We start from the raw sequence: 19,943 nt of genomic DNA, 5'->3' as shown, positions 1-19,943 counted from the left end.
GGCACCGCTCGACCGTTACGCGGTCGCCGGACGCGCCGCCCACAGCCCGAAGCTCGCGATGATCGCATAGCAGATCAGCGGGACCGTCAGCGCGAGCCGGATGTCGCCGCTGAGATCGGCCACCGTTCCGAACAGGAATGGGACGATCGCCCCGCCGATGATCGCGGTGCACATGATGCCCGACCCCTGCGGCGTCCGTTCGCCCAGCCCCTCGGTCGCGAGGCTGAAGATCGTCGGGAACATCAGCGAGTTGCAGAAGCCGACCAGAATCAGCGCCCAGCCCGACAGCGCGCCCGTCGTCACCGCCGACAGAATGATCAGCGAAATCGCGCCAGCCGCAAAGGTCGCGAGCACGCGTCCGGGTTTCGCCAGTCGCAGGATAAAACCGCCGAGCAACCGACCGACCAGTGCGCCCAGCCAGTACATCGCAACCAGCTTGCCCGCCGCCTGGAGCCCCAGCCCCATCACGCTCGGCTCAGCCAGATAGGCCATCAGGTTCGAACCGATCGCCACTTCGGCGCCGACATAGACGAAGATGCACAGCGCGCCGAACTGGACGCGGCGGTTGTGGGTCAGCAAGCCCCAGGTGCCCTCGAGCTTCACATCGTCGGCTTTGGCGTGATCGATCGCCGACCGATACATCCAGAACACCGCCGCGATCACCAGCATCAGCACCCCGAGCCACATATAAGCGGTGCCGATCGACGCGCCCTCAGCGACGCGATAGGCTTGAATTTGCGCCTCGCTCGCGGTCTCGGCGTCGATCGGCTGTTCATCGCCGAGCAGGAAGGTCGCGCCGCCATAGACCATCAGGAACACCCCGATCGAATTGAACGCCTGCGCAAAGGTCAGCCGGCTGTGCGAGGTCTCGACCGGCCCCAGCGTCGTGATCACCGGATTCATCGCCACTTGCAGAACCGTGATCCCCGCGCCGATGCAAAAGAGCGCCGCGAGGAAGCCGGGGTAGGAGGCCGCGGCCGAAGCCGGGATGAAGAGGAAGGCGGCCGCCGCCACGATGATGAACCCGAGCACGAAAGTGCGGATATAGCCGAGTTTCGACATGATAATGCCGGCGGGGATCGAAAAGGCGCCATAGGCGATGAAAAACGCCATCTGCACCAGGTTCGCCTGCGCATGCGTCAGGTGGAACATCGGCTTGAACTTACCGACCAGCAAGTCGTTGATGTTGGTTACCCCGCCCAGCAGGAAAAACACCGCGAAGGCGAGTATCAGCACCACGCGCGTGCTGTTACCGCCCTTGCCTGGCTGTTCGACCGCGTTCGTCGCGACGTTCGGCGCTAATGCCATTATCTCTCTCCCTTGCCTTGTCTCAGGCTAACCCGGATACTGGTCTTGTCACTTTACCGCGGGCGGGCAAGGCAGATTCTCCCCAACCGCTTCCACATTCGTATTCAGCAGTGTCGCGGCGAAGCCCTTGTTGCTCTGGATCGAGACGGCATAGTCGACCTGCCGCAGATTGGCGCCCGCGTCAGCGAAGCAGCGGAGCGGCACCTTGATCGTCGACACCTGCCCCTTTGACGCCGCCTTGACCGCGGCCGAGATGTCGAACGCCTTGCCACCGAGCGCGAGAGTGACGGGGGCGCTGCCGATCGCATCGACCCGCCAGTCGACGCGGAGCGCGAAGCTGTTGTTGAGCTGGCGCGACAGGTCCGCATAGGGGCCGCTGAGGTGCAGCGCGGCGGGGCCCGTCCAGACGAAGGACTTGCCATCCTCCTGCGCCCGCACATCGACCGAACGCGCGGCGATCAACCCGCCGGGGCTCGATACGGGCGGCGATTCCACCGGGCGCGATCCGCCCGCGTCGGTGATCGTCAGCACCCACGGCGCGCGCGCGCGGCCGCCCGAGAAGAAGTTCTCGACGTTCAGCGCTGCCGCAATGTCGACGCCCAATTCCTCGGACAGCTGCGGGACGGTCGTGCTGGCGCCATATTTCAGGCCATAGCCAACCGCGAACTGCGGCTTTTCGACCGGCGACCGCGCATCGGCGGGCCAGGCGAAGGGCAAAGTGCCGGTGAAGGCGCGCGGTGTCTTGCCGTCCTTGCCCGCGACGAGCACGTCGGCGACGCCGGCGCCCTGCGACCCCGGCAGCCAGCCCGCGACGAACGCGTCGGCGGCGTTGATTTCGGGGTTGGTGAACATCGGCCGTCCCGACAGGAACAGCGCGACCACGGGAATGCCCGCGGCCTTCAGCTTCTTGAGCGTCGCGAGGTCGGTCGCCTCCGACGGCTGATAGTCGAGCGTCGCGACGTCACCCTGGAATTCCGCATAGGGCGCCTCGCCGAACACGACGATCGCGACGTCTGGTTTTTCCTTATACACGCCGCCGTCGGACAGCGTCGCGACGCCGCCCGAATCGCGCACCGACTTGTTCAGCGCTTCCCAGATCGTCTGACCGTTCGGGAAGTCGGCGTGGGTGACGTCGGTTCCCTGCCAGCTGATTGTCCAGCCGCCCGACTGGATCGCCATGCTGTCGGCGGCGGGGCCGGTGACGAGCACGCGTGCGCCGGGTTTGATCGGCAGCACGCTGCCGTTATTCTTCAGCAGAACGAGCGACTTGGCGACCGCTTCGCGCGCAATCGCCAGATGCTCGGGCGTGCCGACCGCTTTCACCACGCTGCGGTCGACATGGCCTTCGGGGAACAGGCCGAGCTTGTATTTGACGCGCAGGATACGCCGCACCGCATCGTCGAGCCGCGCCGCCGATATCGTACCGTCCTTGGCATGTTTCAGCGTGCTGTCGTACAATCCCTTCCAGCTGTCGGGCGCCATAAACATGTCGAGCCCGGCGTTGATCGACTGCGCGCAATCGGCGACGCTGCATCCCGCAACCTGCCCATGCCCGTTCCAGTCGCCGACGACGAAGCCCGCAAAGCCCATCTTATCCTTGAGCGCGTCGGTCAGCAGCCCCTTGTTGCCGTGATGTTTCACACCCTGCCAGCTTGAGAAGCTCGCCATCACGGTCAGCGCGCCGGCATCGATCGCAGCCGGGTAACCCATGGCGTGCTTGGCGATCAGTTCCTTTTCATCGACCTTGGCATCGCCCTGGTCCTTGCCTTCGAACGTCCCGCCGTCGGCGAGGAAATGCTTGGCGGTTGCCGCGACATGCGTGCCGTCGACCGTCTTGCCCGCGACCAGCGGCCCCTGCAGCCCCACCACCATCGCCTTGGCATATTCGGCGATCAGCTTGGTATCGGAGGTATAGCCTTCATAGCTCCGCCCCCAGCGCAGGTCCTGCGGCACCGCCAGCGTCGGCGCGAAGGTCCACTCGATCCCGCTGCCCGCGATTTCGGCGGCAGTAACCGCGCCGATCCGCTGAATCAGCTCGGGATCGCGCGCGGCGCCTAGACCGATATTGTGCGGGAACAGCGTTGCGCCGGGGATATTGTTATGGCCGTGGACGGCATCGACGCCAAAGATGATCGGGATCGCGACGCCGTTCGCCTGCGGACGCAACGACACCGCGCGGAAATCGCCGACCAGCTTTGCCCAGTCGGCGGCGGTCGAGCGTTCGTTGCCATTGGGGCCGCTGTTACCCCCGGCGAGGATCGAGCCGAGCGGATAGGTTTCGAGATCCTTGGGCGTGATCGTGCTGATGTCGGCCTGCACCAGCTGGCCGACCTTTTGCTCGACCGTCATCTTCTTTATCAGCGCGTCGATCCGCGCTTCGGTCTGGGGATCGGAGATCGCGGCGGGGCTTTTGGCCGCGGGCCACAGTTTGGGATGGACCTTGGCCGCTTCGGTTCCCGTGGTTTGTGCGGTCGCAGTTGCCGTTCCTGCCAGCAGCAGCGCGGTCGCCATACCCAATGCCTGTCGGCGCATCGTCTCTCCCATTCCTCGTATGTGAACGTTATCAATATTCACTTCGCATAGTGGGTGGATGAAAGCAAGCGCTCTGTTTTTGGGCTATATCAGCGCAGCCGCGGCATCGTCGCGAGCAGCAGCACCGCGATCGCGGAGAGCGTCGCGAGCAACAGGAAAAGCGCGTCGAAACCGAAACCCGGGACGAGCGAGATCGTCAGCCATGGCATGATCAGCGACGGCACGGTATTGGTCAGGTTGAAGATGCCAAGGTCGCGCCCGCGCCGGTCCGACCGCGGCAGGATGCGCAGCGTCTGGCTGCTATGGAGCGACAGGAACACCGTCGACGCGATACCGAAGACGAGGTAGCTCGCCTTCGCCGCGTCGAGCCCTGTCGCCAATGCCATGCCGACCATTCCGAGGCTCGACACCGCTGCGGCGACGACGAGCGGTACAAAGGGTCGGTCGTTGCGGTCCGCCAAGCGGCCGCTCGCCAGCGCGATCGGGATCGCGATCGTCAGCGCCATGCCGAACAATCGCGCCTTTTCATTGTCGTGCATGCCGGGATCGATCGAGCGGAACCAGAAATAGAGATAGGCGAACAGCGCCGCCTCGGCGATCTGGACGAGCAGGCGCGCCAGCCACATCCGCACCGCCGGGCCGGTCGGCCGCCGCCGCTCGCCGGCAACGCGTGCCGGGGGCGGCGCGGTGAGATCGGGGAACGCGCGCGGACGGCCAAGCAGCAGCACCGGCAGGACGGCGCTCGCCACCAGCAGCGCAATGACCACCAGCCGCTGCTCCGCCGACACCAGCCCCGGCCAGGTGACGAGCCATCCCGACCAGCCGCCGAGCGCCGGCGAAAAGGCGAGCAGTCCGCCGAGCAGCCCCTTTTGCTCGTCGGGAACGAGGTCGCCCGCCCATGCCGCGAGTGGCCCGAGCATCATGTTCAGCGTGAGTTGCCAGGCGACGATGATCGCAACGAGCGACCAGATATCGTGCGCCAGCGGAACAACCAGCAGCAAGGCGATCGTCAGGACCAGCCCCGCCAATATCCAGCCGCGCCGATTGCGCGTTACATCGCTGAGCCAGCCGAAACCGATACCGCCCGCGCTCGCCGCGACGGCGCCGAAAAAGGTGACATATCCCAGCGTCTGCACGTCGGCGGTCCCCGCCAGCTGGGTCATGCGCCCGGGCAGCCAGATCGTCAGGAAGGGAACATAGGCGATCGCCCCGCCCGCCGACGCGAGCGCATAAAGCAGAAGGAAAATAAGAGACTGGCGGCGCGGGGTCCCGGCGTCAGCCATGGACGGCGACAGGCGGCGCTGCGGTCGATCCGCGCTGGACGAGGCCGCCCTGCACGCGCGTCGGTTCCGTCGGGCGCGGCGCCCCGCGTTGCGCCGCGATGATCAGTTCGACCGCGCGCGACGCGGTTTCGGCGACCGGCTGATCGACCGCGGTCAGCGCCGGCTGGGTAAAGCGCACCACCGGTGTGTTGTCGAAACTGACGATCGACAATTGCCGAGGCACATCGATGCCAAGGTCGCGCGCGACCTCCAGCGTCGCGAGCGCCATCTGGTCGCTGCTCGCGATGATCGCCGTCGGCGGATTGGCGCCGCCCAGCAGGTGCCGCGCCGCGGCGGCACCCGACGCATAGGTGAAATCGCCCTCGGCAAGCAGCCCGTCGGTGGCAAGCCCCGCCGCCTCCATTTCGCCTTTCCAGCCGTCGATGCGCCAGCGGCTGAGGCTATATTCGGGCGAGCCCGGAATGAACCCGATGCGCTGGTGGCCGAGGTCGATCAGGTGCCGCGTCGCACGCCGCGCCGATCCCTCGTCGTCCATCGTCAGCGCGATCCCCGCCGCGCCGCCGCGCGAACCGATGCGCGCGAACGGAATCTTCTGCTGGTCGAGCAGGCCGACGATCAGTGGATTGTCCGAATGCGGCGGGGTCAGGATCACCCCGTCGGGTTGCAGCGCCGCGATCGCCGCGCGCAGTTCGCGTTCGACATGATCATTGTGCGTGTCGACCAGCTCGAAGATCATCCGATAGCCATATTCCGCGCATTTCAGCATCCCGCCGAGCAGCATCTGGTCGACCCAGTCGACCCCCTGCCGCCCCTGCCAGTCGGCGATCGTGCGCTCGCGGTCGTTGATCGCGAGGATCAGATAGGAGCGCGACCCGCTCATCCGCTGCGCCGCGATCGAGGGAACATAACCGAGCTTGTCGATCGACGCCTGCACCCGTTCCTTCATCTCGGGCCGGACATTGGGCTCGTTGTTGATGACGCGGCTCACCGTCTGCAGCGACACGCCCGCGTCGGCCGCAACATGCTTGATCGTAACCGACTGCCGCCGACGCCCCATTATCTTTCTTGATCCCCCGTACTGCCGCAAGCGCTAACGCCATCGTCCCCGCATTGCCATACGCGAACCCAATCTATTTCCATAATTTTCGGGTAGCCGCTTTCATCCACTCCCTTCAGCCCGCGGTCTTCGGCGAGCCCGCCGCCGACCGCAAGGTTCAGGATCAGGTGAAAAGGGCGGTCGAACGGCGCTGCGGTATCGCGCGAACCGCTCGTCGACCACTCGCTCGCGACACGCGTTGCGTAAGGCTTGCCGTCGACCGTCCAGACGATCCTGCCCTTTTCCCAAACGATGCCGAAGACATGAAAACCGTCGAGCGGCGCCGGGAGCGCGGTCTCATCGCCCTTATGCTTGTTGTCCGGCCACTGGCCGCCGAAATGCAGCGTGCCGAGAATGCGGTTCTCGATCCCGCCTTCGCACGTGTCGCAGCGCACGCCGAGGTTCACTGCCTCCAATATGTCGATCTCGCCCGAAGCAGCCCAGGTGCCGTAATGGCCGTCCTCGGGCAGCATCCAGATCGCGGGCCATGTCCCCTGCCCCTGCGGCAGTTTGGCGCGCACTTCGATCTTGCCATAGGTCCACGCCGCCTTGCCGCGCGTGACGAGGCGCGCGGAGGTAAACTCGCGCGTCGCCTGTGCGTTCGCTTTGCCGGCTTCGCCGCGCTGCGCCAGCGGAAAAGCCAGCCCCGTCGCTTTCTCCTTGCGGGCCGTGATGATCAGCTTGCCGCCCTTAATCGCGGCATTGCGGCGCTTGTCGGTGTAGCATTGCCGCTCGTTGTTGCCGCCGCCCCAGCAATCGACGTCGAAATCCCATTTTCCGCGGTCGATCGCCGTACCGTCGAACTCGTCCGACCAGGCGAGCCGCCAGCCGCCTTCGGCGAGCTCTTGCGCCGCCGCGCTGCCGCCGAACGCGCCCGCCAGCATCAGGACCGCCGCGGTGCGGATCATGCAGGCTGCGGCACGTCCGCCCCGCAATAACGCGCGACATAGGCGTGATGCTCGGGCAGCGTCGCGACGGTCTGGGCAATATTGTCGCGGATCGACTGGAACAGCCGTTCGACCTCATCGTCACGCAGCTTTTCGGCGATGGGATGATAGCTTTGCGGCTCGATCCCCTGCCCCATCATCACCTGCACCCAGCTATTCTCGGCGAACAACTCCTCATATTTGCGGAACACACGGCCGGTTTCGCGGAATAGTTCGATCTTTTGCTGCAGCGAGTCCGGAACCGGCATGTTGGCGACATGGCGCCAGAACGGGCTGTCGCGGCGGTTCGTCGCCTTGTAATGCAGCACCACGAAGTCGCGGATCTGCTCGATATCGACGCGTTGCTGGTCGTTGAACTCGGCGGCATCGCGCTCGCTGACGCGCCCGTTGGGCATCATGCGGATGAAACGCAGCACCGCGCGCTGGATCAGGTGCACCGTCGTCGCCTCGAGCGGCTCGACAAAGCCCCCCGCGAGCCCGACGGCGACGCAATTGCGGAACCATTGTTTCCGCCGCACGCCGCCCTTGAACTTGATGTCGAAGGGTTCGATCAGCGGCTCGCCAACGCTGCTCATCAGCCGGTCATAGGCCGCGTCGCGAGACAGATAGCCGCTCGAATAGACGATGCCCGCGCCCATACGATGCTGCAGCGGGATGCGCCATTGCCAACCCGCATCGTGCGCGATCGCCTGCGTATAGGGTTGCGGCGCGCGAAGATGCTTCGACTGCACGGCGATCGCGCTGTCGTTGGGCAGCCAGTGACTCCAGTCCTCGAACCCCGCATGCAGCGCGCCGTCGATCAGCAGCCCGCGAAAGCCGGTGCAGTCGACGAACATGTCACCCTCGACCCGCCGGTCGCCATCGAGATGCAGCGCCGCGATATCACCGCTTTCGCCGTCGAGTTCGACGCGCGCAATCTTGCCTTCGAGGCGCTTGCAGCCGTCGGCCTCGGCGAGCTTGCGCAGGAAGCGCCCGTAAAGCGTCGCATCGACATGATAGGCATAGTTCATCCGGTCTTCGGGCAGGTGCGCGAATTTGCCCTCCATCCCCGCGACGAGTTCGAGGCAATAATCGCTGTACGGCTGTTCGTGCCCACGTTCGCGCGCGTTGAGCCAGAAATGCTGGAAACCCGCCGACCAGTGATCCTTTCCGGAGAGGCCAAAGCTGTGGAAATAGCTGTCGCCGTCATGCTTCCAATTGTCGAACAGGATGCCGAGCTTGAAGGTCGCCTGTGTCGCGCGCATGAATTCGGGCTCGGGGATGCCGAGGATGCGGTTGAAATTGACGAGCGGCGGAATGGTGGACTCCCCCACACCGATCGTCCCGATCTGTTCGGATTCGACGAGCGTCAGGTCGACCGTCTGGCCCATCGTGCGCGCGATCGCAGCCGCCATCATCCAGCCGGCGGTTCCGCCGCCCGCGATAACGACACGGACAGGTTTCTTGTCGCTCATTTACTCAAAGCCCTCAGCAGGAAGGCGCGCAACCGGCCCGCCGTCTCGGACGTAAGCGGGGCGAGGATGCTGCGCGCGGTTTCGGGAATATGGTCGGTGACGCGGTCATCGTTGTCGAAAACATAATGGTCGAATTGCGCGCGCCAGATCGCCTTGTCCTCGGGCGGCAGGTCACGGATCGCGAGGATCGCATGGTGCAGCGCCGCCTGCGGCTGGCCGAGCCAAGCCGGCGTCCGGCGCCACCAGTAATTGACCAATATGTTGAAGCCTTCGAGCCCCTTGACATGGTGCCACCACATCGACGGAATGAAGATCGCATCGCCGGGCTCAAGCTCGACCGTCTGCGCTTCGGCCATTGCATCGACGAAGCGCGGGTGCGCGGCCAGATCGGGCGCATCGAAATCGACCATGCTGACGACGCGGCCCGCGGGGGTGTTGTCGATCGGCCCCAGATAGAGGTTGCGAAACTGGTGCGGCGGGAACAGCGTGAAGCGGCGGCGACCCACGGTGCAGCAGGCGAGATTGTCGGGAAAGTCGTTGTGCGCCGCGATCTGGGTGCGCGTGCCGATCCATATGCTCTTCAGCGGATCGCGGTCGCCCAGATCGATCCTGTTCGCTTCGTCCAGCCCGTCGAAATGCGACGGGATATCGATCGACGCGAGATAGACGGTGCGGCTTTCGCCCAGCTCCTCGGCCTTGTCGATTCCCGCGAAGATGTCGGCGAGCTTGCCGGTCCCGATGCGGAAATTCATCTCCATTTCCGCATCGTAGAACAGGCGCCCGTCGTGGCCCGGCGGACCGATCGACACTTTGAACGGACGATCGCGCGCGCGATCGAGCAGATAGCGCCGCGCATCCCGGGCGGAACGCTTACCCGCTTCGACCAGCGGCCAGTCGGCGGCGAGGCCGCGAAGGACAAAGGGCTCGCGCGCGCCTTCCAGCAACGCGTCGAGCCCCGTCCCCTTATTCCATTCGCGCTCGGCCACCGGGGCCAAGCGGTTGTAAATCGGGGCGTCGGCTTCAGCCACGGCCCAGCCTGCGGTTCTTCCGCGCAACGAGTACTGACAGTTGCGACAGCGAGGCGAGCGCCATGAACATCGGCATCAGGTGCCCCGCCACATGGAGCGCGCCGAGCGCCTCACCATCGAGCGCGCGCAGCTTTGCCTCGTCGATGATGTGGAAGCCGACGAGCGAATGGATCGATCCATCGTCGAGCGTCACTTCGAGACTGAAGGGTTCGAGCAGATCATAGGCCAGCAACGCGTCATAGAAAGCGGCGCTTTCGCGATAGCCATCGTCGAGGTCGCCGAGCCGCTCGACGATCTCGTCGAGATAAGGCGTCGCGTTGCCGTCCGCGTCGAACAGCCGAACACCCTCGCTCGCGGCAGCAATCCGCGGATGGCCCGTGTCGATATGAACCTGACCGGGACCGTCGCCGTTCGCCGGGCGCCCGATCAGGAAAGGCTGGATCGCGACCGACAGCGGACGATAGTGCGCGTCCCAGCGGTCGCCGTCGAGGAACAGATTCTCGCCATTCTGGAAACCGAACATCGCCAGCGCGGAGAAATCCTCGCGCCCGGTTTCGCGGCGAAACAGGATCGGAAAATACGCCTGCACGCGCCGGAATTCGCTCGGCACCGTGAGCGTCGCCATGATGTCGTCGCCCAGCTCCGCCCCCGCGTCGGTCCTTATGCGCAGGTCGCGGTGGGTCTTGTTGTCGAGGACGGCGTGGCGGGTCATCAAATTCCTTTCCTATCGCGCTGCGGCGCTATGGGCACCGGGCGCGAGGGCGTCGAGATAGTCGCGATTGGCGGGCAGCGCCGCGGCGAGCGCGCGAGCGCGCTGCCGGTTCTCGGCAAGCAAAGCGGCTGCCTTCTCGCCCGATGGCAGATCGGCGGGCACCGGATAGCCCATGCCATAGAGGATATATTGGTGGCTTTCGGCGGAGAAAATCTCGTCGACGCGCGGGAAATCCCATGCCGACGGCGGCTGGTCGCGCCACAATTGCAGCATCTCCGTCAGGCGCGGCGGCATGTGCGCGGGGTCGCGCTGCGCAAGCCAATAGGGCTCCTCGCGTCGGCTCAGCGCATAGTGGAGCTTGAGGAACTCGACGATGCGGTCCCAGCGATAGCGGAACAGCTCGTTGAAGCGATCGGCGTGGATCGGCATCGCCGCACGGCGGGCCGGGAAATTGTCGATGAGCGCCTTCAGCGACAATTCGATCATCACGATCGCCGACGCCTCCAACGGTTCGATGAACCCCGCCGACAGGCCGACGGCGACGCAATTGCCCTGCCAGAAGCGCGCGCGATGCCCGGTCGGAAAGCTCAACCGCCGCGCCGGGACGTCGGGCGCATCGGGCAGCGCGCGCGCAATATACGCGCGCAAGGTCGCCTCCGCCGTATCGTCGTCCATGAAGCGGCTGGCATAGACGCAGCCGATACCGCGGCGTCCCGGCAATCCGATATCCCAGATCCAGCCTGCGGCGTGTGCGGTTGACACCGTCTGCGACGCAATCGGGCTGCCGGGCGCAACCGGAACCTGCGCCGCGAGCGCACGGTCGTTGAACAGGACATCGCCGCGATCGATCCACTCGACGCCAAGATGCTCGCCAATCAGCAGCGATGCGTGCCCGCTGCAGTCGATGAACAGGTCGCCCGCAATATCGCCGTTCTGGCGCGTCGCGACCGATGCGATGCCGCCCTCATCGTCGCGCACCACATCGACGACATGGTCCGATATGTGGCGCACGCCGAGCCGCCGGACCGCATGCATCGCAAGCAGCGCCGCAAACTTGCCGGCGTCGAGGTGATAGGCGTAATTCGCCGCACCCTGATAGTCGGGCATCGCGCGCTGGCGCGGCGCGAGGTCGGATGCACAGACATGCGCCTGCGCGGTCATCGCCGCCGCAAACGGCAGGTCGGGCGCCCCCGCCCGCCAGGCCGCGAGCAACTCGGCGGTCGGTGCGGCGGGCGGCGACGTGAACGGGTGCAGATATCGGTCGCCCTCGGCGCCGGTCACCCAGCCGTCGAACCGCGATCCCTGCTTGAACGATCCGTCGCAGGCGGAAAGAAATTCGGCCTCGGCGATCCCGATCGCCGACAGCGTCGCGCGCATCGTCGGCCAGGTTCCCTCGCCGACTCCGATCGTCGGGATGTCGGGCGCCTCGATCAGCGTGACGTCGAGCTTTACGGCGCGGCGCGCGCTGGCGAGAAGGCAAGCCGCGAGCCAGCCGGCGGTGCCGCCGCCCACGATGACAACCCTCTCGATCGCGCTATTCATTGCCGTCGATCCTAAGCCAGCTTGCCGCTGCCGTCACGTAAAAGAGCCACGCCCGAAAAGGCGTGACCCTCTTGCCTGCGACCCGGCGGAAGTGGCCCCATCCACCTTAGAAGCTGAACCTGACCCCTGCCGCGTAGCGGGCGAAGCCCGGCTGCACGAAGTTGACGTTGTTCTTGTGACGAAGATGCCCGCGGCGCCCCTCGCCGGTCAGGTTGATCGCCTCGACGAATGCCGTGAAGCCCGGAATGAACTCATAGCTCGCGCTCGCGTCGATCTGCCAATATTCCTCTGTATAGAAAGGGTTGGGACCCGTTCCCGAGAGAAATTCATCGCGCCAGTTCCACGCGACACGCGCCTGGAGCCCGTTCTTGTCATAGAAGGCGACCGCGTTGGCGCTGTCGCTGAGCCCGGTCAGCGCGAACTGCGGCACCGACGATGGCTGCGTATTGTCGTACGTCGCGTCGCCGTTGACGATCGTATAGTTCAGGATCACGCCGAAACCCGTGTCCCAGAAGCTGTGCTGGAGTGCGAACTCCCAGCCGTTGATCGATGCCTTCTGATCGCTGTTGATCGGTGTCGTGATCTCGAAATTGACCAGCGGGTCGCCCGGCGCGGCGTTGATGATATTGCCGGTGACCGTATCGGGGAACCGCGTGATGATCTCCTGGCGGATTTGCGCCACCGTTGCGTTAGGTCCAAGTGCCGCTATCGCAGCATTCCAGCGCGGCCCGCCGATGGGCGTGGTGAGCCCGAATGCATTGGTATCGATGCGCGTCGACGATATGAAATTGCTCACATCCTTGTGGAAATATCCCACCGATATGTAGCTGTCGCGCCCGTAATACCACTCCGCCGACAGATCGATATTCTTCGATTTATAGGGGATCAGTCCGGGGTTGCCCTGGGCACCCGTGCCGCCACCGACGCGGAACAGCGTATCGATCGTGCGTCCGCCCTGCATACTGGCATAGTCGGGACGCGTGATCGTGTGGCTATACGATGCGCGTAGCTTGACGTCTTCCATCGGCGAGATATCGAAATCGACTGCGGGCAGCCAATTGTCGTACGAACCCTTGAACCGCGTGAAGTCGCTTTCGTTCGAAAAGACGACGTTGAGCTCATTGTCGCCGATCCAGCGGGTCGTGGTGGGTACCGGCACCAGTGCCGCCGAGGAAATATCGGTCGTCTCATAGCGGATGCCCGCCGTGAAGTGCGCCGGATTCTGGAACAGGTCGAACACCGTCGCGACCTGCAGATACGGCGCGAGCGTCTTTTCCGAAATGCGCCGGTCGGTGTTGAAATTGGCAAGGCAGGTGCCCGGCTGTGCCGAACCCGTTGCGGGGTTGCTGCACGTCTGGAAATTCTGCTCGACCAGATCGGCCATGCGCTCGAAATCGAACGTGTAGAAGCTCTGGATCATCCCGTCGCGGGCAAGACCCGGGAATTTGTCGGGAAGCGTGACCAGCGAGAAGATATCGTCGGGGATCGTCGATGCCGGACCCGCGCCACCCCAGGTGTCGTCGTTCTGGATCGTGCCGAACGCCGACCGCACCTTGCTGTCGACATACGACACGCCGAAATCGATGCTGTCGAGGAAGCCGCCGTCATGGTCATATTGACCGCGCAACTGCACCTGGTTGATCCGGTTGCGGAAAAATGCGTTGCGGAAGGCGTTGCCGGTCGGTGTGATCAGCGACGTGTTCAGCGGATCGATGCCCGGGTACATGCCATAGGAAATGATCGGCAGGTCGTTCTCGAAATTGATCGACTGGTTCTGAACGCCAAATACCGCGTTGCCCAGCGACATGCTCGACCCGAAGCGGTTGACCGGATTGACCTCGGCGGTCGAATGATGGCCGTCCAGCTCGAACGTCACGCCGCCCGGCCCCTTCCATTCGAGATTGATCCCCAGCGAGTTGTTTTCGGCGCGATTTTCGGTCAGCGCGCCGCTGTACGACAAATCCTTGCCGCCATAGAGGGCGTTCGGCCCGGGGACGCCCGTGGGCGCGGCGAAGCGTTCGGTGTAGAAGAGCGGGCCGGCGACCGGGCCATCGGTCCACGCACTCGACGTATCCTCGTGATTGAACCACACGCCGACATTGCTGTTCCGCGTTTCGACGGTGTTGCGCGAGTAGATATAATCGACCGTCGCGGTGAACGCGTCGCTCGGTCGGAATTGCAGCACCGCCTGCCCGTTGATGCGCTCGCGATTGATGTCGTTGAGATCATAAGACGCGTTTTGCGGCACCTGATAGACATCACCCGCTTCGGGGCGATTAGTGATGTTGGGATAGCGCGGATCGGGCACTTGCACGCCGTTCGAGTCCCGCGTCGGCTGCGCCAGCGAGCCCCAGTTGTTTTCACTGCCCAGATAGCCGTCGCGCCAGCCGACATTCGCGGTGTTCGTGCTCGACTTGCGCTTCTGGTACGACCCCGCGACCATGATTCCGATCGTGTCGTCGGCAAAGGTGCTGCTGAAGATCCCCGACACTTCGGGGGTGATCGGATTGCCCTTGTTGCGCGACGAATCGTACACGCCCTTGACCGACAGGCTGCCGCGCATCCCGGGATTGTCGAGCGGGCGCGGCGTGCGGATATTGATCGACGAGCCGATGCCGCCCGATTCGATCGTCGCACGGCCGCTCTTGTACACTTCGACCGATGCGATGCCTTCGGACGCGAGGTTGGCGAAGTCGAACGAGCGCGACGACGGAGCGTTGTCGCCGCCGCCGATCAGCGCGGTCGGCATCTGGCGCCCGTTGACAGTGACCAGGTTGAATTCCGGACCGAAGCCGCGAACCGTGACCAGCGAGCCCTCGCCGTTCGAACGGTCGATCGACACGCCGGTGATGCGCTGCAGCGATTCAGCGAGGTTGGTGTCGGGGAATTTGCCGATGTCTTCGGCGGAAATCGCATCGACAACACCCTGCGCCTCACGCTTGATGTCGGCCGACGCGGCAAGGCTGGCGCGGATGCCGGTCACGACGATCTCGTCGCCGTTCACTTCGCCCTCGGCCGGTGCTTCCTGCGCGGCCGCCGCTTGCGCAATGCCCATAAAGGACAGCGCCGACGTACCTACAAGAAGATTCGCCAGCCAATGCTTCTGAGATACCTGCACCCCTATCCTCCCCATTTACACCGCTCTGTTCGGCGGCAGTTATCTAATGTGAACGTTCACCTAAATGATAACGTTCCCTTTGTCAATCCGCCCGGTATGATACTTTCGTCCCAGATGACTACGTATTCGAGCAAAAATACATGCGGCAGAGGCGCTCTTGTGTAGCTTTATTGCGCGTAGCCAGCGAGCGCTGACGTCAACCACCAGGTCCGCGTTCGGCCCTTAGAGGATGCGTGGTTTGACACCGCAATTTGCTAGGTTTACGCCTCCTGTCAGAAGCGAGATGGTATCTCGCCGTCTGTTGAGGGAGGCGCAGATGAAATCGGTCACATTATATTGCATGCCATTAGTGCTGATAGCGCTTCCGTCTGGCGCGATGGCACAGGCGGATGCAGCGCTGCCGCAGATCGATCCGCGCGCGATGTCTATGAACGAAATTCGCGCCCACAACGCCAAGCTCGATCGCAAGGACCGCAAATATATTGTCTGTCGAACAAGCGAGCAGACCGGCTCACTGGCCCGCAAGAATCGCATCTGCCGCACGAACGGCGAGTGGGATCAGGCTTCACGCGGCGCACAGGACTGGACGAACGGCCTTTCGCAAAGCTCGCGAGGCGTACCTATTCCGCCGCCCGCTGGCAGCGGAAACTGACCGTTGACCGGAAGGTTTCCTTAACGGCTCCAGCGTGCGAAAATCGCGGTGGGAAGCAGCAATCCCCGCGCCTCTTCGCGCACCGCGAGTTCGCCGCACTCGACCTTGCCGGGCAGGTCGGCGAAAAGCTGCGCCAGCAACTCGCCGATCGCGAGCGCCGACATGCGCACCGCATAGACGGTCAGGAACAGCGCACGGCTGTCTTCGTCGAGCAGCTGGCGGCAATCGGCGAGCAACGGAGCAAGCCCCTCCTCGATCTGCCAGCGCTCGCCCCCGGGGCCGCGGCCGAACTTCGGCGGATCGAGCAGGATCGCATCGTAGCGCCGTTCGCGCCGCACTTCGCGCGCGGTGAACTTGCCCGCGTCGTCGACGATCCAGCGCACCGGCTTGTCGGCCATTTCCGCTAGTTCGGCGTTCTCGCGCGCCTGTCCGACCGACTTTTTCGACGCATCGACGTGCGTGACCGACGCGCCCGCGGCGGCGAGTGCCTGACTGCCGACGCCGGTATAGCCGAACAGGTTCAGGAAAGCGGGGTCGGGCTTGTCGGCGACGCGGTCGCGCAGCCAGTCCCACACCGGCGCCATGTCGGGGAAAAAGCCGAGGTGGCGAAAGGGCGTGCACTGCGCGGTGAAGCGCGTTTCGCGCCATGCGAGCGGCCAGCCTTCGGCGGGCACGGGCTTGTTATAATACCAGCGGCCGCCGCCATCGTCGTCGGATGCCGGGACAAACTCGCCATCGGCGGCGTCCCATTCGCTGGCAGGCAGCGCAGGCGCCCACATCGCCTGCGGTTCGGGGCGGATGAAGCGATACCGGCCATAGCGTTCGAGCTTGCGCCCATTGCCGCTGTCGACGAGCCCATAATCGTCCCACGCCTCACCGACGAGCGTGACGAGGGGCAGAAGATCAGCCACGCGCCGCTTCCGCGAGGACAAAGCCCTTCACCGCGTCATAGTCGCCCGGCAGGCGCGTATAGCGTTCCTCGCGGTCGAACAGATTGCCGAGCCGCGCGGGGAGCGGCGGGCGCACGCCGGTGGCGCGCTCGACGGCTTCACGGAACTTTGCCGGATGCGCGGTCGCAAGCGTGACGACCGGAATATCGGCATCGATCTCGAGCGCGCGCGCGGCGGCGAGACCGACCGCGCTGTGCGGATCGATGATCTGCCCGCCATGTTCCTGCGCCCAGCGCAGCGCGAGCGCCATCGCATCGCCGTCGATGCTTGCACTCGAAAACAGTCCGCGCGCGCCCGCGAGCATGTCGGCGGGGATCGTCATCGCGCGGTTCGTGTCGAACTCGCCCATCATCGCGGTGATCGCCGCGCCATCGCGTCCCGCAAGGTCGAACAGCAGCCGTTCGAAATTGCTGCTGACCTGGATGTCCATGCTGGGAGTCGCGGTCGCGGTCACCGTGCCCGCGCTATAGTCGCCGCGGGTCAGCGCGCGGTGGAGGATGTCGTTGACGTTCGTCGCGACGACGAGCTTTGCGATCGGCAGCCCCATCTGCGCCGCGACATAGCCCGCGAAGACATCGCCGAAATTACCCGTCGGGACGCTGAACGCGACCGGACGGTCGGGACCGCCGAGGCGGACCGCGGCGTAGAAATAATAGACGACCTGCGCCATCAGCCGCGCCCAGTTGATGCTGTTCACCGCCGACAGCGTGACCTGGCTGCGCGCCTCTTCGTCGCCGAACAGCCGCTTCACCATCGCCTGCGCATCGTCGAAGCTGCCGTCGATCGCGATATTGTGGACGTTGGGGGCGAGGACCGTCGTCATCTGGCGCCGCTGGACGTCGCTGACGCGGCCCTCGGGATGGAGCATGAAGATCTGGATGTGCTCGCGCCCTGCAACCGCCTCGATCGCCGCCGATCCGGTATCGCCCGAGGTCGCGCCGACGATCGTGATATCCGTATCGCCACCGGCGAGGAATTTTTCGAACAGCTGGCCGAGCAGTTGCAGCGCGACGTCCTTGAACGCGAGCGTCGGGCCGTGGAACAGTTCGAGCAGCCAGTGACGATGGTCGAGCTGGACCATCGGGGTTACCGCATCGTGGCTGAAGCGGCCGTAGGCGGCGCGGCAAAGCCCGCGCAGTTCGTCTTCGGTCAGCACGCCCTCGACAAAGGGCCGCATCACGCGCACCGCGGTTTCGGCATAGTCGAGACCCGCGAGCGCGCGGATTTCGTCCGCTGACATCTGCGGCCATTTCGCCGGCACATAAAGCCCGCCGTCGCTGGCAAGGCCGGCAAGCGTCGCGGCACGAAAGTCGAGGGTCGGCGCAGAGCCGCGGGTGCTGATATAGTCCATGACGAAATGCGCCTAGCGGCGCGCCGTCACGGCTGCAAGCGGCGGCGGACCGCGAGTATGTAGATAATCAGCGCAACGATCGCGAAGAAGAACCATTGGAAGGCATAGGCAAGGTGATTGTTCGGCGTATCGTCGGCCGATGGCACCGCGCTGGCCCGCAATCCCGCGACCGGTTGATCGGCGATCAGCATCGCGCGCGCGGGCACCGCCTTGCCCATCGCGCGCTCCATCACCGTCGGCTGCCCGGGTCCGGGAACGATCGTCCCCTGCACCGTTCCGCCGGTCCATTTGGGCGGCGTGAAATTGTCACCGATCCCGACATCGACGAGCACGCCCGGCCCTTCGGCGCCGGTGCGGCAATCGGCGATCATCCGAATGCCCGACTTGCCCTTGATGTCGGTGCCGCTACGCGGGTCCCAGCGCACGGGTTCGAGGCAGACGACGCTGCTCTTGCGATAGAGGAAAGCATCGGGAACGGGCGGCAGCTCGGGATAAGCGACCATCGAGGACATCGCTACATTGCGCTGGTAGAGCGCGATCAACGCTTCCTTCTCGCTCTTGCGCTGGAGTTGCCAGACGCCGAGCGCGATCATCACCGCGACCGCGACGAGCACGAGCAAGGTCGGGATCAGCGGCCAGCGCCGCACGGGCTGTTCGACGGGTTCAGTCATTCTTGTCCACCTTACGGCCCTCGGCTGCCTGACGCTGATGCTCGCTCGCCAGTAAGGCGCCCTTGCCGACGCGCAGGCCATAGATGACCGCGGCGGCGGTGAGCGGCACCCACAGGATGATATGCACCCACAAAGGCGGCCGTACCATGGCATCGAGCGTTAGCGCGATCGCGATCAGCAGCGCGCCGATGATCAATGTCAGGAACGCCGCGGGGCCGTCGCCGACATTATAGCGGCCATAATCGAGGCCGCAGCTTTCGCATTTCGCGCGGAATTTCACCGGCCCGTCGAACAGCGTCTTTGCGCCGCATTCGGGGCAGAGACCAAAAAGGGCAGCGCGCCAGACCGGCGGCTGCCCCTTTTGAAAGTGATCGCCAGCCGGCAATTTAGTGCGCGGCGATCGGCGCGCCCCAGCCGCCCCAGACATAGACGATGATGAAGAGGAACAGCCACACGACGTCGACGAAGTGCCAGTACCAGGCGGCGGCTTCGAAACCGAAATGCTGCGTCGGGGTGAAGTGGCCCTTGTAGGTGCGGACGAGGCAGACGATCAGGAAGATCGTGCCGACGAGCACGTGGAATCCGTGGAAGCCGGTCGCCATGTAGAAGGCCGAGCTATAGTTGCTCTGACCGAAGCCCCACGGCGCGTGCATATATTCATAAGCCTGGATCGACGAGAAGACCGCGCCGAGGATGATCGTCAGCCACAGGCCCTTCTTGAGACCCTCGCGGTCGCCGTGGATCAGCGCGTGGTGCGCCCAGGTGATCGTCGTGCCCGAGCAGAGCAGGATCAGCGTGTTGAGCAAGGGCAGCGAGAAGGGATCGATGACTTCGATGCCCTTCGGCGGCCACATGGTCATCGCCGCCGCACCGTCCTGGCCAAACAGCGAGGTGACCGCGCCTTCGGCATATTCGATCGGCACCGGGAAGAGCGAGAAGTCGAACCACGCCCAGAACCAGCCGACGAAAAACATGACCTCGGACGCGATGAACAGGATCATGCCATAGCGCAGGTGCAGCTGGACGACCGGGGTATGGTCGCCGGCGTGCGCTTCGTTGATGACGTCCGACCACCAGCTGAAGAAGGTCGCGATCACGCCCATGAAACCGAGGCCGAGGACCCATTTGCCGATGCCGCCGAAATAGTCGGCGTGCATAGCCATGACGAGCCCGAAGAACATCACGAGTGCAGCGACCGAGCCGATGAGCGGCCAGACGCTGGGATTTACGAGGTGGTAGTCATGATGTTTCGCACCGGACATGGCGTGTTTCCCGTTTTTAGCAGCCCCAGCATGATGA

The 19,943-nt window shown here is 64.6% G+C and carries 16 protein-coding genes; 1 reads left to right on the top strand and 15 read right to left on the bottom strand.

Annotation, left to right across the window (positions count from 1 at the left end):
* Positions 1 to 15: 15 nt before the first annotated feature.
* The 10 genes from ASD73_RS16380 to ASD73_RS16335 form a co-directional block, all read right to left on the bottom strand.
* Positions 16 to 1,308 (bottom strand): sugar MFS transporter, encoded by a 1,293-nt coding sequence (locus ASD73_RS16380; RefSeq protein ID WP_056374023.1) that lies wholly within the window; start codon positions 1,306 to 1,308, stop codon positions 16 to 18.
* Between the two features lie 48 nt (positions 1,309 to 1,356).
* Entirely contained in the window at positions 1,357 to 3,840 is a 2,484-nt protein-coding gene (locus ASD73_RS16375) for a glycoside hydrolase family 3 protein (protein ID WP_056375164.1), read from the bottom strand.
* A gap of 89 nt (positions 3,841 to 3,929) precedes the next feature.
* Positions 3,930 to 5,123 (bottom strand): MFS transporter, encoded by a 1,194-nt coding sequence (locus ASD73_RS16370; protein ID WP_056374021.1) that lies wholly within the window; start codon positions 5,121 to 5,123, stop codon positions 3,930 to 3,932.
* Positions 5,116 to 6,180, bottom strand: a complete 1,065-nt coding sequence (locus ASD73_RS16365) for a LacI family DNA-binding transcriptional regulator (RefSeq protein ID WP_156377439.1) — start codon at positions 6,178 to 6,180, stop codon at positions 5,116 to 5,118. Before ASD73_RS16365 ends, ASD73_RS16370 begins: the two co-directional genes overlap by 8 nt.
* Entirely contained in the window at positions 6,180 to 7,127 is a 948-nt protein-coding gene (locus ASD73_RS16360; protein WP_082521643.1) for a glycoside hydrolase family 16 protein, read from the bottom strand. Before ASD73_RS16360 ends, ASD73_RS16365 begins: the two co-directional genes overlap by 1 nt.
* Positions 7,124 to 8,620, bottom strand: a complete 1,497-nt coding sequence (locus ASD73_RS16355) for a tryptophan halogenase family protein (protein WP_056374017.1) — start codon at positions 8,618 to 8,620, stop codon at positions 7,124 to 7,126. Before ASD73_RS16355 ends, ASD73_RS16360 begins: the two co-directional genes overlap by 4 nt.
* Positions 8,617 to 9,648: a cupin-like domain-containing protein gene (locus tag ASD73_RS16350; protein ID WP_056374015.1), complete on the bottom strand. Its 1,032-nt coding sequence runs from the start codon at positions 9,646 to 9,648 to the stop codon at positions 8,617 to 8,619. Before ASD73_RS16350 ends, ASD73_RS16355 begins: the two co-directional genes overlap by 4 nt.
* Positions 9,641 to 10,360 (bottom strand): SapC family protein, encoded by a 720-nt coding sequence (locus tag ASD73_RS16345; protein ID WP_056374013.1) that lies wholly within the window; start codon positions 10,358 to 10,360, stop codon positions 9,641 to 9,643. Before ASD73_RS16345 ends, ASD73_RS16350 begins: the two co-directional genes overlap by 8 nt.
* 12 nt (positions 10,361 to 10,372) lie before the next feature.
* Positions 10,373 to 11,902, bottom strand: coding sequence for a tryptophan halogenase family protein (locus tag ASD73_RS16340; protein ID WP_056374010.1), 1,530 nt, complete (start codon positions 11,900 to 11,902; stop codon positions 10,373 to 10,375).
* Between the two features lie 106 nt (positions 11,903 to 12,008).
* Positions 12,009 to 14,957 (bottom strand): TonB-dependent receptor, encoded by a 2,949-nt coding sequence (locus ASD73_RS16335; RefSeq protein WP_235534615.1) that lies wholly within the window; start codon positions 14,955 to 14,957, stop codon positions 12,009 to 12,011.
* Positions 14,958 to 15,336: 379 nt separating this feature from the next.
* Here ASD73_RS16335 and ASD73_RS16330 point away from each other — a divergent pair, with 379 nt between their 5' ends.
* Complete coding sequence (locus ASD73_RS16330) at positions 15,337 to 15,672, top strand: hypothetical protein (protein WP_156377438.1); 336 nt, start codon at positions 15,337 to 15,339, stop codon at positions 15,670 to 15,672.
* Positions 15,673 to 15,692: 20 nt separating this feature from the next.
* Here the strand turns inward: ASD73_RS16330 and ASD73_RS16325 are convergent, their stop codons facing one another.
* Genes ASD73_RS16325 through ASD73_RS16305 form a run of 5 tightly spaced genes read right to left on the bottom strand, consistent with a single transcriptional unit; the run spans position 15,693 to position 19,906 of the window.
* The gene (locus ASD73_RS16325) at positions 15,693 to 16,571 is read right to left on the bottom strand and encodes a class I SAM-dependent methyltransferase (RefSeq protein ID WP_056375160.1); all 879 of its coding nucleotides are present in this window, start codon (positions 16,569 to 16,571) and stop codon (positions 15,693 to 15,695) included.
* Positions 16,572 to 16,575: 4 nt separating this feature from the next.
* The gene (thrC, locus tag ASD73_RS16320) at positions 16,576 to 17,973 is read right to left on the bottom strand and encodes a threonine synthase (RefSeq protein ID WP_056374004.1); all 1,398 of its coding nucleotides are present in this window, start codon (positions 17,971 to 17,973) and stop codon (positions 16,576 to 16,578) included.
* 26 nt (positions 17,974 to 17,999) lie between these two features.
* Positions 18,000 to 18,644: an SURF1 family protein gene (locus ASD73_RS16315; protein WP_056374002.1), complete on the bottom strand. Its 645-nt coding sequence runs from the start codon at positions 18,642 to 18,644 to the stop codon at positions 18,000 to 18,002.
* Positions 18,637 to 19,029 carry a DUF983 domain-containing protein gene (locus ASD73_RS16310; protein ID WP_056374000.1) on the bottom strand — a complete coding sequence of 131 codons (393 nt, stop codon included), beginning with the start codon at positions 19,027 to 19,029 and terminating at the stop codon, positions 18,637 to 18,639. Before ASD73_RS16310 ends, ASD73_RS16315 begins: the two co-directional genes overlap by 8 nt.
* 1 nt (position 19,030) lies before the next feature.
* On the bottom strand, positions 19,031 to 19,906 hold the full coding sequence (locus ASD73_RS16305; protein WP_056373998.1) for a cytochrome c oxidase subunit 3: 876 nt from the start codon (positions 19,904 to 19,906) through the stop codon (positions 19,031 to 19,033).
* Between the last annotated feature and the right edge of the window lie 37 nt (positions 19,907 to 19,943).

This window comes from Sphingopyxis sp. Root154 (assembly GCF_001427105.1).
Classification (GTDB): Bacteria; Pseudomonadota; Alphaproteobacteria; order Sphingomonadales; family Sphingomonadaceae; genus Sphingopyxis.
This window is presented reverse-complemented; position numbering and strand designations above follow the sequence as displayed.

What these genes read in the sequence shown, in the direction of transcription:
- ASD73_RS16360 (WP_082521643.1), bottom strand. Translation starts at nt 7,127, where the DNA reads ATGATCCGCACCGCGGCGGTCCTGATGCTGGCGGGCGCGTTCGGCGGC.
- ASD73_RS16345 (WP_056374013.1), bottom strand. Translation starts at nt 10,360, where the DNA reads ATGACCCGCCACGCCGTCCTCGACAACAAGACCCACCGCGACCTGCGC.
- ASD73_RS16305 (WP_056373998.1), bottom strand. Translation starts at nt 19,906, where the DNA reads ATGTCCGGTGCGAAACATCATGACTACCACCTCGTAAATCCCAGCGTC.
- ASD73_RS16355 (WP_056374017.1), bottom strand. Translation starts at nt 8,620, where the DNA reads ATGAGCGACAAGAAACCTGTCCGTGTCGTTATCGCGGGCGGCGGAACC.
- ASD73_RS16315 (WP_056374002.1), bottom strand. Translation starts at nt 18,644, where the DNA reads ATGACTGAACCCGTCGAACAGCCCGTGCGGCGCTGGCCGCTGATCCCG.
- ASD73_RS16335 (WP_235534615.1), bottom strand. Translation starts at nt 14,957, where the DNA reads ATGGGCATTGCGCAAGCGGCGGCCGCGCAGGAAGCACCGGCCGAGGGC.
- ASD73_RS16370 (WP_056374021.1), bottom strand. Translation starts at nt 5,123, where the DNA reads ATGGCTGACGCCGGGACCCCGCGCCGCCAGTCTCTTATTTTCCTTCTG.
- ASD73_RS16375 (WP_056375164.1), bottom strand. Translation starts at nt 3,840, where the DNA reads ATGCGCCGACAGGCATTGGGTATGGCGACCGCGCTGCTGCTGGCAGGA.
- ASD73_RS16330 (WP_156377438.1), top strand. Translation starts at nt 15,337, where the DNA reads ATGAAATCGGTCACATTATATTGCATGCCATTAGTGCTGATAGCGCTT.
- thrC (WP_056374004.1), bottom strand. Translation starts at nt 17,973, where the DNA reads ATGGACTATATCAGCACCCGCGGCTCTGCGCCGACCCTCGACTTTCGT.
- ASD73_RS16340 (WP_056374010.1), bottom strand. Translation starts at nt 11,902, where the DNA reads ATGAATAGCGCGATCGAGAGGGTTGTCATCGTGGGCGGCGGCACCGCC.
- ASD73_RS16365 (WP_156377439.1), bottom strand. Translation starts at nt 6,180, where the DNA reads ATGGGGCGTCGGCGGCAGTCGGTTACGATCAAGCATGTTGCGGCCGAC.
- ASD73_RS16380 (WP_056374023.1), bottom strand. Translation starts at nt 1,308, where the DNA reads ATGGCATTAGCGCCGAACGTCGCGACGAACGCGGTCGAACAGCCAGGC.